The sequence below is a fragment of the Streptomyces sp. NPDC001507 genome (assembly GCF_042894765.1).
GTDB lineage: Bacteria > Actinomycetota > Actinomycetes > Streptomycetales > Streptomycetaceae > Streptomyces.
Genome location: NZ_JBIAVV010000008.1, coordinates 53562 through 66609, shown reverse-complemented (window position 1 = coordinate 66609; position 13048 = coordinate 53562). Strand labels below are relative to the sequence as shown.

12 protein-coding genes are annotated in these 13048 nt (G+C 70.5%); 9 read left to right on the top strand and 3 right to left on the bottom strand.

What is annotated here, in order from left to right; translation table 11 throughout:
* Positions 1 to 220 precede the first annotated feature (220 nt).
* Complete coding sequence (locus ACFY0K_RS25335) at positions 221 to 841, bottom strand: uridine kinase (RefSeq protein WP_390642063.1); 621 nt, start codon at positions 839 to 841, stop codon at positions 221 to 223.
* 243 nt (positions 842 to 1084) lie between these two features.
* On the opposite strand from ACFY0K_RS25335, the gene ACFY0K_RS25330 reads away from it, so the two are divergent.
* The 5 genes from ACFY0K_RS25330 (at position 1085) to ACFY0K_RS25310 (ending at position 6149) form a co-directional block, all read left to right on the top strand.
* Positions 1085 to 2035: a hypothetical protein gene (locus tag ACFY0K_RS25330; RefSeq protein WP_390641794.1), complete on the top strand. Its 951-nt coding sequence runs from the start codon at positions 1085 to 1087 to the stop codon at positions 2033 to 2035.
* 87 nt (positions 2036 to 2122) lie between these two features.
* Positions 2123 to 3577 (top strand): amino acid permease, encoded by a 1455-nt coding sequence (locus tag ACFY0K_RS25325; protein ID WP_390642062.1) that lies wholly within the window; start codon positions 2123 to 2125, stop codon positions 3575 to 3577.
* A 192-nt stretch (positions 3578 to 3769) separates the two neighbouring features.
* Positions 3770 to 5200, top strand: coding sequence for a peptidase C39 family protein (locus tag ACFY0K_RS25320; RefSeq protein ID WP_390641793.1), 1431 nt, complete (start codon positions 3770 to 3772; stop codon positions 5198 to 5200).
* Positions 5201 to 5295: 95 nt separating this feature from the next.
* Positions 5296 to 5436: an SCO1431 family membrane protein gene (locus ACFY0K_RS25315; protein ID WP_351960450.1), complete on the top strand. Its 141-nt coding sequence runs from the start codon at positions 5296 to 5298 to the stop codon at positions 5434 to 5436.
* 53 nt (positions 5437 to 5489) lie between these two features.
* Entirely contained in the window at positions 5490 to 6149 is a 660-nt protein-coding gene (locus tag ACFY0K_RS25310; protein ID WP_351960449.1) for a TetR/AcrR family transcriptional regulator, read from the top strand.
* A 90-nt stretch (positions 6150 to 6239) separates the two neighbouring features.
* Here ACFY0K_RS25310 and ACFY0K_RS25305 read toward each other — a convergent pair whose 3' ends face one another.
* Entirely contained in the window at positions 6240 to 7481 is a 1242-nt protein-coding gene (locus tag ACFY0K_RS25305) for a glycoside hydrolase family 18 protein (protein ID WP_390641792.1), read from the bottom strand.
* Positions 7482 to 7811: 330 nt separating this feature from the next.
* Here ACFY0K_RS25305 and ACFY0K_RS25300 point away from each other — a divergent pair, with 330 nt between their 5' ends.
* The 3 genes from ACFY0K_RS25300 to ACFY0K_RS25290 all read left to right on the top strand — a co-directional run bounded on the left by ACFY0K_RS25300 (position 7812) and on the right by ACFY0K_RS25290 (position 11563).
* Entirely contained in the window at positions 7812 to 8984 is a 1173-nt protein-coding gene (locus ACFY0K_RS25300) for an acyl-CoA dehydrogenase family protein (RefSeq protein WP_390641791.1), read from the top strand.
* Positions 8985 to 9344: 360 nt separating this feature from the next.
* Positions 9345 to 10445, top strand: coding sequence for a hypothetical protein (locus ACFY0K_RS25295; protein WP_390641790.1), 1101 nt, complete (start codon positions 9345 to 9347; stop codon positions 10443 to 10445).
* A gap of 14 nt (positions 10446 to 10459) precedes the next feature.
* Complete coding sequence (locus tag ACFY0K_RS25290) at positions 10460 to 11563, top strand: phosphotransferase family protein (protein WP_390641789.1); 1104 nt, start codon at positions 10460 to 10462, stop codon at positions 11561 to 11563.
* Between the two features lies 1 nt (position 11564).
* Here the strand turns inward: ACFY0K_RS25290 and ACFY0K_RS25285 are convergent, their stop codons facing one another.
* Positions 11565 to 12020 carry a hypothetical protein gene (locus ACFY0K_RS25285; protein ID WP_390641788.1) on the bottom strand — a complete coding sequence of 152 codons (456 nt, stop codon included), beginning with the start codon at positions 12018 to 12020 and terminating at the stop codon, positions 11565 to 11567.
* A 267-nt stretch (positions 12021 to 12287) separates the two neighbouring features.
* Here ACFY0K_RS25285 and ACFY0K_RS25280 point away from each other — a divergent pair, with 267 nt between their 5' ends.
* Entirely contained in the window at positions 12288 to 12728 is a 441-nt protein-coding gene (locus ACFY0K_RS25280; protein WP_066997022.1) for an Lrp/AsnC family transcriptional regulator, read from the top strand.
* Positions 12729 to 13048: the final 320 nt, after the last annotated feature.

The window sequence follows — 13048 nt, the reverse complement described above, 5'->3', positions numbered from 1 at the left end:
ACGGGTCGGTGACCGAGCGTGAGCGTGAGGGTGCGCGCCGCGCACGCAAAAGGGGTAAAGGGCAGAACGAAGCCCCCGATCACGGGGGAACAACCGGGGGCTTCGCGTCTGTGGGGCGGCTTCGAACGGCCGCTCATTGAGAACGTAAGTCCTGTACGGCCCCCCGGTCAAGCCGAGTTGAGGTACTCAGGCAACTTCCTGGAGGTCCGTCTTCACAAGTTCAGCACACAGCGGACGGTCCGTCACGATGGGTGATGAACTGGTCCGGTCCAAGTGTCTCCGCAGGCCCCGGGAGCACCTCATATCCCTTATGTGACTGTGTCACCAGCAGGTCGGCGTACGGCCTGGAGGGGTCTTCGCAGAAGTGTTCGTGCTCCGCCCTGACCCACCGGACCCAGAAGTCCCGTTGCTCCGCGCCGTCCCGCGCCCTGCCCCGAGTCCATGCCTCCTCGTGCGGCAGCTCCATCCACAGCAGCCGCGCCAGGAAGGGGCGCAGCGCGCGGCGGCCGGCGCCGACACCCTCGACGAGGATCACCGGGGCCGGCTGCAGCGGGCGGGGCGGGCCGAAACGGCGGGTGTGCCAGTCGTAGGGGGAGTACTGCGCCGTGCGGCCGTGCCCGAGCGGCTCGATCACCTCGGCCAGCAGCCGGCCGGTCCAGGCGAACAGCTCCTCGTGGCTGGCGATGTCGTCGAGGTGCAGCACCGGCGCCCCGCCCAGGGCGGCGGCCAGCCGGCCGGCGAACGTGGTCTTCCCGGACCCGGCGTGCCCGTCGACGCCGACGAGGCGGACCGGGCCGCAGGAGGGCGGGAGGGCCCGGAGTGCGGAGGCGAGCTGGTGAATGGCCGTTCCCGAGGTGTGCTGGGGTGTGGGGTGTTTTCCGGAAACAGTCTAGTAGTGCGGCGCATAGCGGGTGTTTACGGCCCCGGGAAAGTATCGGCTTGAACCAATTTTCGAGCCGTTCTCCATCGCGGCCGTCAATATTTCCGAGCGGCTGACCGATATGTCGATCTCGTGCGTTTCCGGCGTGGCCGGCCCTGAGTAAGGTGCCTGGTGCACTCGTCGGACGGGGACGGACAGGGGAAGATGGCCGCGGAGTTATTCGAGGGGCACTACGTATGGCATCCGGCGGCCGACGACCGCTTGCTCGCGAGCGTATGCGTGGACGTGCGCGCCGGAAGATATCTGAGTGCCCGTGAGGCGCTCGCCGAGACGCGAGCCGACTTCGCCCTGCGCGCGCACCGATCCCTGGTCCTCGCCTCCGAGGCGGCCGGCACCGATCTGGTCGAGCGGTGGCTGGCCGAGGAGCCGGGCCCCGAGTCCGCGCTGATGTGGGCCCGGGTGGCCGTGCAGCGGGCGATCCGGGCGGCCGACGCCCGTGACGAGCGGGCCGAGGCGCTGGAGCGGATCGCCCTCGCCGCCTGCGACCGGGCCAGCGCCACGAACCCCGGCGACCCCACGCCGTGGGCCGCCAAGCTGGCCATGGCCCGGCTGCACCGCCCGCACGACCCCGCCCCGGGCGGCCTGCTGACCTCCCCGTCCGGTCCCTGGCGGCTGTTCGCGCACACCCTCGGCCTCGACCCCTGGCACCGCGAGGCCCACCACCGCTTCCTGTCCTTCTTCTTCACCCGGTACGGCGCCTCGGTCAACGCGGCCTGGGACGTCGCCGCCTTCCTCGCCCAGCGGGCCCCCGCCGACTCCGCGCTGCGGCTGCTGCCGCTGGTCGCGCTGGTGGAGAGCCACAACCCCACCCAACTGCTCGCCGAGCGGGTCTGGGAACAGCCCCAGTGGCGCAGCACCGCGTTGTCGATCTACCACAACTGGCTGCCCACGGTCGCCGGATACCGCTTCACCCCGGTGCTCGACCTCGCCTACCTCGCGCACGCGCTGGTCATGGCCCGGTGCGCGTTCGAGGCCCGGGCGGTCTTCACGGCCATGGGGCCGTACGCCTCCCGCATGCCCTGGAGCGTCTTCGGCGAACCGGCCGACCAGCTCTCCCGGGCCCGCCGCGCCTGCGGCCTGCCCGTTCCCTCCTAGATTCCGAGATTCCGAGAGAAAGGCCGGCACGTGTCAGAACACACAGCGGACCCCGTCACGCTCGACGACGACGCGACCCTGCACGCGATGGGTTATCCGCGGAAACTCACCCGCCGATTCCAGGCCTTCGACAACTTCGCCATCTCCTTCACCATCATCAATATTCTCTCCGGGATCTTCTCGTCCTTCGGATTCGGTATGAACGCGGGCGGCCCCCGCATTCTCGTGTTCGACTGGATCGGCGTCTGCGTGATGGTGCTGTGCATCGGCGCCGCGATGGCGGAAATCGCCTCCGCCTATCCCACGAGCGGTGCCCTGTATTTCTCCGCCGGTAAACTCGCCAAGCGGCACAAGGGTGCCTGGTCCTGGTACACGGGCTGGCTGAACTTCGTGGGCCAGATCGGCGGCACCGCGGCCACCGGCTATGCGGCCGCCACCTTCATCCAGGCCTTCGTCGCCCTGCAGTGGCCCTCGTACACGCCGACCGCCCACCAGACGGTCCTGATCACGGCCCTGATCATCGTCGTCCAGGGACTCGCCAACACCTACACCGTTCAGCTGGTCGCCGTACTGAACCGGATATCCGTCTGGTGGCTGCTGATCGGACTCGTGGTGATCGTGAGCACACTGATCGTGATGCCGGACCACCACCGGCCGGCGTCCTTCGTGACGCATTTCGTGAACAACACCGGCTTCACCAACGGCCTTTACGGCGGCCTGCTCGGGCTGCTGGTCACCAGCTGGACCTTCACCGGCTTCGACGGCAGCTTCCACATGTCCGAGGAAACCGTCCAGGCGACCGTCAACGCGCCCAGAGGGATCATCCGGTCCATCGGCTATTCGGCGATCACCGGCCTGATCCTGATGCTCGCCCTGGTGTACAGCATCGGCGACTACACCAAGGTGGCGGGCTCTTCCGCGCCACCCGTCCAGATTCTCATCGACGGACTCGGCATGGGCTGGGCGAAGGCGATGCTGCTCGTCGTCATCGGCGCCATGCTCTTCTGCGGCCTCGCCAACCTCACCAGCAACACCCGGCAGATCTTCGCCTTCTCCAGGGACGGCGCCATGCCCGGCTCCCGCCTCTGGCACTCGGTCTCGCCCCGCACCCGTACCCCCGTCAAGGCCGTCTGGCTCGCGGTGGCCTGCTCGCTCGCCCTGGTGGTGCCGGGCTGGTGGTCGCACACGGCGTTCACCGCGATCGTCAGTGTCAACGTCGTCGGCCTGTTCCTCGCCTACGCCGTGCCGGTGTTCCTGCGGCTGCGCCTGGGCGACGAGTTCCAGCCCGGGCCGTGGAACCTGGGCCGCTGGAGCAGGCCGATCGGCTGGCTGGCGGTGGTCTGGATCCTGCTCAGCAGCATCCTGTTCATGCTGCCGCAGGCCTCGCCGATCACCGCCGACTCCTTCAACTACGCGCCGATTGCACTGGCCGTCGTGCTGGCCGTGGCCACGGTCTGGTGGTTCGCCACCGCCCGCCGCCGTTTCCAGGGCCCGGTCAGCTACGGCCGCCCCGACGAGGTCGCCGCGATGGACCTCATCTGAGCCGGTGGGCACACGTATCGCCACGGGAGGGGCCCCGGCGACCGCGCCGGGACCCTTTCAGTGGACGAGACCCATATTGGTGGGCGTGGCATGGGCTGAAGTGCTGGCAGGGGCATGGCGCCTGCTTCATAGTTGGCGCACAGACCTTGCTCCGGATCAGCCGTGACGCGCACACCTGGGGGTCCTCCACCCATGAGCAGAGCCGAACAGCCGTCCCGCAGAACCGTTCTGGCAGCCGCCGCCTCCGTCGCGGCGGCGGCCGTGGCCCAGGGCGTGGTCCCCGCGGTGCCCGCGGTCGCCGCGCCGGAGACCGACGCCGACGACACCGCCCGGACCGAAACCCGCCGGGCCGGGAACGGCCGTCCCGGCCACGGCCACGGCCGGGACGGGACCCGCCCGATCGACTACCGCTCCTGGACGACCTGCAGCGACTGGAAGACCGGCACCGCCAAGGGCGCCGGTGCCGTCACCGGGGACCGCCCCGGTGTGGTGATCGGCAGCCCGGCCGGCACCACGTCCTACACCGACCCCCACACCGGCACCACAGCCACCTGGGAGTACGCCACCTGGACCAGCCCGGTGCACCAGCTCGCCGTCCCCGCCACCGAGACCATCGCCTCCTGGAACGCGGACACCCCGGCCGGCACCTGGATCCAGATCGAACTGCACGGCACCTACTCCGACGGCACCGCGACCCCCTGGTACGTCATGGGCCGCTGGGCGGCCGGCGACCAGGACATCAAGCGGACCTCGGTGGACGGCCAGAAGGACGGCAAGAGCACCGTCTGGACCGACACCTTCGCCATCGACGACGCGTCGACCGGTCTGCGCCTCACCTCCTACCAGCTGCGCCTGACCCTCTACCGCAAGCCTGGCACCAAGCTCACCCCGACCGTCTGGCGGCTGGGCGCCATGGGCTCCGACATCCCGGACCGCTTCACGGTCCCGGCCTCCACCCCCGGCCTGGCCCAGGAACTCAAGGTCCCGCGCTACTCGCAGGAGATCCACAAGGGCCAGTACCCCGAGTACGACAACGGTGGCGAGGCCTGGTGCAGCCCCACCTCCTCGCAGATGATCGTCGAGTACTGGGGCGGCCGGCCCACCGCCGCGCAGCTGGCCTGGGTCGACCCGTCCTTCGCCGACCCACAGGTCTGCTACGCGGCCCGCTTCACCTACGACTACCAGTACGGGGGCTGCGGCAACTGGCCGTTCAACGCCGCCTACGCGGCGACGTACGGGGGCCTCCAGGGCGTGATAACGCGACTGGCCTCGCTCACCGACCTCGAGACCCTGATCGCGGCCGGTATTCCGGCCATGACGTCACAGTCGTTCCTCGCGTCGGAGCTGACGGGCGCCGGTTACGGCACCTCCGGGCACCTGATGACCGTGATCGGCTTCACCGCGGACGGCGACGTGATCGCCAACGACCCCTGCTCGGCCGACGACGACGCGGTCCGGCGGGTCTATCTGCGCCGGGAGTTCGAGAACATCTGGCTGCGGACCAAACGCTACAACGCCAGTGGGAACGTCGCGTCCGGCACCGGGGGTGTCTGCTACCTGTACTTCCCGGCCTGCCCGACCGCGGCCCAGCTCAAGGCACTCGCGGCGGTCGGCGTGCGCTGACCGGGCACGACAGCGGCCCCCGGGCATCCGGGGGCCGTTCTCCTGTGACCAAGCTCTCCGCCACAAAAGCCGCAATCGATGGCATGGTGGACTCCATGACCACGCACTCCGCCACTGCCGCCCGCGCCCGTACCGGCGGCCCCCAGGACGACGGCCCGAAGGTTCTGGAGCATGTCATGGGCTGGACTCTCGTCGTGGTCGTGGCCATGTTGGTGACTCAACTCGGCCTGCTGTGACCTGAACTGACATACTGCGGATGTCCCGCAGCCCGTTGAGACCAGGGTCGAAATTGAATATCAGTCAACAGCGTGCCGCCGTCCGTCCCCGGGCGCGCGGCACCGAGCGTTCCGTGGCTCGTCGCGCCGAACTCATCGCCATCGGGCGGAAGCTGTTCGCCGACACCTCGTACGACGCGCTCTCCATGGACGACATCGCCAAGCAGGCGCATGTCGCCAAAGGGCTGATCTACTACTACTTCCAGTCGAAGCGCGGCTACTACCTGGCGATCATCCAGGACTCCGTCGCCGATCTGGTCACCTATGCCGCGAGCGGCCTGGAACTGCCCCAGGTGGACCGCGTCCACCGGACCATCGACAGCTACCTGCGCTACGCCGAGCACCATCAGGCCGCGTACCGCACGATCGTCAGCGGCGGTGTCGGCTTCGACACCGAGGTGCACGCCGTCCGGGACGGGGTGCGCGAGGCGATCGTCGCGACCATCGCCGAGGGCGCCTACGGGCGTACCGACATCGCCCCGCTCGCCAGGGTCGGGCTGCTCGCCTGGCTGTGCAGCGTGGAGGGCGCCACCCTCGACTGGATCGACCGGCCCGAACTCTCCCGCGAGACCATGTGCGAGCTGCTGGTCAAGACGCTCGGCGGCACCCTGCGCGCCATCGAGGAGCTGGACCCGTCCTACCGCGCCCCGGCCCCGGCCCGCCGGGACACCTGACGCACCGGGGCCGGCCCCGCGGTGTCCCGCCGGACCGGCCGCTGGGGCGGAGGGCTCGTGGTTCCCCCGCCCCAGGCCCCGTGACCGGGGTCAGTTGATGGCCTTGATCAGCTCACCGTTGGTGGTGTCGCCGCTCAGCTCCCAGAAGAAGGTGCCGCCGAGGCCCTGCTGGTTCTTGTAGGTCATCTTGGTCGCGATGGTCGCCGGGGTGTCGTAGCTCCACCAGTCACTGCCGCACTTGGCGTACGCCGTGCCGCCCACCGTGCCGGTCGCCGGGCACTTGGTCTTGAGCACCTTGTAGTCGTCGATGCCCGCCTCGTACGTGCCCGTCGCCGGACCGGTCGCCGAGCCGCCGGGCGCCGCCTGGGTGACCCCGGTCCAGCCGCGGCCGTAGAAGCCGATGCCGAGCAGCAGCTTGGCCGCCGGGATGCCGAGGCCCCTGAGCTTGGCGATGGTCGCCGACGTGTAGAAGTTCGCCGTCGGGATGCCCGAGTAGGAGTTCAGCGGTGAGTGGGGGGCCGTCGGGCCGGTCGAGGCCCAGGCGCCGAAGTAGTCGTACGTCATCGGGTTGTACCAGTCGACGTACTGCGCCGCGCCCGCGTAGTCGGCCGCGTCGATCTTGCCGCCGCTGGTGGCGTCGGCGGTGATCGCCGCCGTGACGAGCGAGCTGCTGCCGAACTTCGCGCGCAGCGCGGCCAGCACGTTCCGGAACGCGTCCCGGCCGCTGGTGTCGCAGGTGTTGCCGCAGGCGTTCGGGTACTCCCAGTCGATGTCGATGCCGTCGAAGACGCCGGCCCACTTGGAGTTCTTCACCAGGTCGTAGCAGGACTGGGCGAACGCGGTGGGGTTCTTGGCGGCCTCGCCGAAGCCGCTCGACCAGGTCCAGCCGCCGAAGGACCAGAGGACCTTGAGGTTCGGGTGCTTCTTCTTCAGCTTCAGCAGCTGGTTGAAGTTGCCGCGCAGCGGCTGGTCCCAGGTGTCCGCCACGCCGTCCACGGACTCGGCGGCCGTGTAGGTGCGGTCGGTCGCCGCGTAGGAGTCGCCCATCGCGCACTTGCCGCCGGTGACGTTGCCGAAGGCGTAGTTGATGTGGGTGAGCTTCGCCGCCGAGCCGGAGGTCTCGACGTTCTTGACCAGGTACTTGCGGTCGTAGGTGCCCCATTCCGTGAAGTAGCCGACGACCTTGGAGCCGGCCTGCACCTGGGGAGCGGACGGGGCGGACCGGGCGGCCGCGGACGCGGTGCCCGCGCCGGCCAGCAGCCCGGCGCCGAGGACGGCACAACAGGCCGCGGAGAGCAGCGCCCGGAACCGGGAGCGGTGGAAGGTGTGCATCGGGTGTCTCCTCCTGGGGGAGAGGGGAACGCGCGCCGATTGGCATGAACGCGGTAAAGCGTTGGTCATGAACCTTAGGAGGACTAGACCAGTCGGGTCAATGGTTCGGACCAATTTCGCGGCGCGGGGATGTCGGCCTGGAATTCCTGAAGTAAGCGGTCGTTAACTGGTGACGGGAGGTCCCCGATCGGGCATACTCACTGCGCAGCCGCAGGTCAGCAGCTTCCGAGACCCGGAGCACCGACCTCGGCCGCACTCGTACGACAGGCGGAGCCGCCCCTAACCCGCGGGCCGTGACCGTCGTTGCCCGACAGGGAGGAGACCGACGCCATGTCCGACCGCGACCCGCAGCCGGTGGAGCGTCAACTGCCGACGGACGAGGCGAGGGACCTGCTCGCGCTGGTCCGCGAGATCGCCCGGCGTGAGATCGCGCCGAAGGCGGCCGAGGAGGAGGACGCCGGGCGCTTCCCGCGCGAGGCCTTCACCCTGCTCTCCGAGTCAGGCCTGCTGGGCCTGCCGTACGACGCCGAGTACGGCGGCGGCGAGCAGCCCTACGAGGTCTACCTCCAGGTCCTGGAGGAACTGGCCGCGGCCCGCCTGACCGTCGGCCTCGGCGTCAGCGTGCACACCCTCGCGAGCTACGCGCTCGCCGCCTACGGGACCAAGCAGCAGCAGGTCGAGCACCTGCCCGCGATACTCGGCGGCGGCCTGCTCGGCGCCTACTGCCTCTCCGAGCCGGCCTCCGGTTCGGACGCCGCCTCCCTGCGCACCAGGGCCGTCCGGGACGGCGACTCCTGGGTGATCAACGGCACCAAGGCCTGGATCACGCACGGCGGCATCGCCGACTTCTACACGGTCATGGCCCGCACCGGCGCCGAGGGCTCGCACGGGATCACCGCCTTCCTTGTCCCCGGCGGCGCCGAGGGCCTCAGCGGCGCGGTGCCCGAGAAGAAGATGGGCATGAAGGGCTCACCGACCGCCCAGGTCCACTTCGACGACGTCCGGGTCCCCGACGACCGCCGCCTCGGCGAGGAGGGCCAGGGCTTCGCCATCGCCCTCTCCGCGCTCGACTCCGGACGGCTCGGCATCGCGGCCTGCGCCATCGGCCTGGCCCAGGCGGCCCTGGACGAGGCGGTCGGCTACGCCACCGGACGGCGGCAGTTCGGCCACCCCATCGCCGACTTCCAGGGCCTGCGCTTCATGATCGCCGACATGGCCACCCAGATCGAGGCCGGCCGGGCCCTCTACCTCGCGGCGGCCCGGCTGCGCGACGCGGGCCGGCCGTTCGCCAAGCAGGCCGCCATGGCCAAGCTGCACTGCACCGACACCGCGATGAAGGTCACCACCGACGCCGTCCAGATACTCGGCGGCTACGGCTACACCGCGGACTTCCCGGTGGAGCGCTACATGCGCGAGGCCAAGGTCCTGCAGATCGTCGAGGGCACCAACCAGATCCAGCGGATGGTCATCGCCCGTCACGTGGCGGGGCCGGAAAGTCGCTGAACTCGCTGAACTGCCCGCGGGTGACCGTCGGTGCCGCCAGCCTGACCCACTCCGGGTCGTGGCGGCCCGGCAGGGCGCGGCCCCGGTCGGCCCATGTCCGCATCAGATCGCGGTAGATGGGCGGATCCTGCGGTGCGGGTGGTGGCGGCGATGCCGCGGGCGGGGGCACGAAGATCCGGCGCTGACGGCCGAGAGCGGTGTAGGTGGTCGTCATGACCGGCCAACGCGGGGGCGGCCGCCCTGGTCACCGATCCCCCGAATCGTGCGTGAGTTCGTGGACGTCCGCTCCCGGATCTGGCCTCCCCTGATTTTCTGACGTACCGTCAGCCGGACCGTCTCCAGCCTCCGGGGAGGCCTGCCGTGGCCGACGACCGTCCCGTACCGCTCGACGAGTACCCCGTGCACCAGGTCCCGCTCTCCATGAAGCACGTCGCCACCGGGGACCGGAACGCCTACGACCGATGCATCTTCCACGTCCTCGACCACGAAGGCCGCGCGCTGCTCATCCTCGGCCTCGGCGTCTACCCGAACGTGGGGGTGATCGACGCCTACGCCACCCTGCGCACCGGTGACACCCTGCACGCGGTCCGCGCCTCGGACGCCCTCGGTGACGACCGGATGCGGCTCGCGGTCGGCCCGCTGCGGATCGAGGTCGAGGAGCCGCTCAGGCGCTTCCGTCTGACCTGTGCCGACGACGCCCTCTCCTGCGACCTCGTCTGGGCGGCCGGCTTCCCGGCCCTGTGGGAGCCACACCACCTGCAACGCCGGGGCGACCGGCTGACGTTGGAGGGCCGCAGGTTCGTGCAGGCCGGGGGAGTGTCCGGGGTGATCCGGGCCGGCGGCGAGGAGTTCCGTGTCGACCCGGGCGGCTGGACCGGGACCCGGGACCGCAGCTGGGGCGTCCGCCCGATCCCGGGGGAGGAGGGCGGGCGGCTCGCCGAGGAGAACCCGACCGAGGGCTTCCACTGGGTCTGGTGCCCGGTCCGCTTCGAGGACCGCTTCCTGATGGTCATCACCCAGGAGGACGCGGACGGCTACCGCACCCTGAACGACGCCACCCTGGTCCGCCCCGGTGACCGCGACCGCCAACTCGGCTGGCCGCGGACCGAGATCGCCTACCGCTCCGGTACCCGCCGCCCCGAGCGTGCCGTCGTCCACCTCGGCGACCCGCGCAAACCCCGCGAACTGGAGGTGGAGATCCTCACCTCCTCGCCGCTCGCGGTCGGCGCCGGCTACCCGCCGGCGGACGACTGGCAGCACGGCACCTGGCAGGGCCGCGGATGGGTGGACCGCCGTACCTACGACCTGACCGCGCCGCACCCCCGCGCGGCCTACGGCGTCACCGACCACTCCGCCCGCTTCCGCCTGGACGGACAGGTCGGCCACGGGATCTTCGAACACGGCTCGTTCGGCAGACACGATCCCAGCGGGTTCACCGGCTTCGACTCGGTGGCGCCCTGAAGGAGGAGGCCGGGATGACGACGGAACCGCGTCCACGCACCACCACCCGCGACCCCGAGGACCTCGCACGCCGGCTGACCGCCTGGCTGGACACCCGGCTTCCCGGCGCCAAGGCCGCCGGTGTCACGGTCCCCGCCTCGAACGGCATGTCCAGCGAGACCCTGCTCTTCGAGATCACGCATCCCGAACCGCCGTCGCGGGCCTGCGCGTTGCGACTGGCGGCGGATCCGTCGGCGTACACGGTCTTCCCGTCGTACGACCTCACCCGCCAGTACCGCACCATGCGGCTGGTCGCCGACCGCACGGACCTGCCCGTACCCCGCGTGCTGTGGCTGGAGGAGGATCCCGGACCGCTCGGCGCGCCCTTCTTCGTGATGGAGCGCGTCGAGGGGCGCGTCCCGCCCGACGTCATGCCTTACACGTACGAGGGGAACTGGCTGCACGCGGCGACCGACGCCGAACGGGAGCACCTCGAAGCCGTCTCCGTCGGCCTCTTGGCCCGACTGCACGACCAAGCCCCCGTTGCCGAGGCGGAGTTCCTCGCCCTTCCCGGAAAGGGCGACGCCCTGCACCGGCATGTCGAGTCCCAACGGCGCTACTACGACTGGGTGGTGGACGGACTCGCCCGCTCACCCCTGATCGAGGCGGCCTTCGACCGGCTGGCCGACCTGTGGCCGCGCGAGCCCGGCACGCCGGTCCTCAACTGGGGCGACGCCCGGATCGGGAACGTCGTGTACGACGGGTTCGACCCCGTCGCCGTCCTCGACTGGGAGATGGCGGCCGTGGCCCCGCGCGAGGTGGACCTCGGGTGGACCGTCTACCTGCACCGCTTCTTCCAGGACCTCACGGCCGCCTCCGGACAGCCGGGACTGCCGGCGTTCCTGCGCCGCGACCGCGTCGAGGCCCGCTACGCCCGGCTGACCGGCCGCACCCCGCAGGACATGGACTTCTACACCCTCTACGCCGCCCTGCGGCACGCGATCGTCATGCTGCGCATCGCCTACCGGCAGGTGTACTTCGGCGAGGCCGCCGTTCCCGCTGATCCGGACACACTGATCCTGCACCACGGGAGTCTGCGCGCCATGGTGCAGGGCAGTTACTGGGACGCGGTGCGGTGACTCAGGCAGCCTGACGGAGGGCCTGGCCGCCGGGGCGCAGCGCCGGTCCGCGCATCGGGCGCGAGCCCGGGCCGCCGACGTGCGAGAAGGGCTGCGTCCGCCAGTCCAGCCCCTGCGGGAGGGTGAGCAGGAGGGCGGTGTCCTGCTCCTGCGGCTCGGCCGACTCGTCCGCGGAGGGGACGTCGTCCGCCGCGCGGCCCGTGCCGGCGCAGACCGTGAGGCCGAACGGGTTCCACGGCGAGGCGCACAGCGCGTGCTCCGGCAGGAACTCCTCGTCCGCCAGCAGCGCGATGGACTGCGCGCAGTCCGGGCAGATCACCCGGAACATCTCGAAAGTGTCGTAGGCGTCGAGCTCCTCGGCCTCGTAGACGTCGGGTTCGACGCCCTCCGGCTCGGGCTCGACCACCAACTGCGGGCGCTTGGACACGGGACGACCAGGGCGCTTAAGACTCTGCATGGGTAACTCCCCCTCGGGCTGGGCCGATACGGCGCTGCGGCCTCGACCACAGCAAGCACTTCCCGCCCGGTCTCGGCGGTAATCACGAGGACATCACGGAGCCTGTTCAGGGGCTGTGGCGTTCGTCACATGCCGTACGCAGGTGCCCGCTGCGGTGTATTTGTCCGCCGGACGGCCCGCGGCCGACGCTCCGTGACATCACGAACCGGCCATGACCTGGGCTGCCGAGCTATCCGTGGAGATCAGGCGCACTGTAGTTTTTGCGCCATGGAGGAGCTGGACCGTCAAATCGTGCAGCTGCTCGTCAAGGACGGGCGGATGAGCTACACGGACCTGGGCAAGGCCACGGGTCTGTCCACGTCGGCCGTGCACCAGCGGGTGCGCCGGCTGGAGCAGCGTGGCGTCATCCGCGGCTATGCCGCGGTCGTCGACCCGGAGGCCGTCGGGCTGCCGATGACGGCGTTCATCTCGGTGAAACCGTTCGACCCCAGCGCCCCCGACGACATCGCGGACCGCCTGGCCGGGGTTCCCGAGATCGAAGCGTGCCACAGCGTGGCGGGCGACGAGAACTACATCCTCAAGGTGCGCGTGGCGACCCCGCACGAGCTGGAGGAACTCCTGGCCAGGCTGCGCAGCCTGGCAGGGGTCTCGACCCGCACGACGGTGGTGCTGTCGACACCGTACGAGGCCCGCCCGCCAAAGATCTGACCGGACCGCCCCGGTCGTCGCTGCCGCCACCTTCTACCGCTACGGCTCCCGCCACCGCCGGCTGCTACTGCTACGGCTGCCGCCACCGCCGGCTGCTACTGCTACGGCTGCCGCCACCGCCGGCTGCTACTGCTACGGCTCCCGCCGCCGCCGGCTGCTACTGCTACGGCTGCCGTCGCCGTCGCTGCCGCCGGCTGCTACCGCCACCGCCTACCGCCGCTGTGGTCGCTGCCGCCACCTTCTACCGCTACGGCTCCCGCCACGGCGTCGCTGCCGCCAGCTGCTACCGCCACGGCCACCGGCACCACCACCGCCACCGC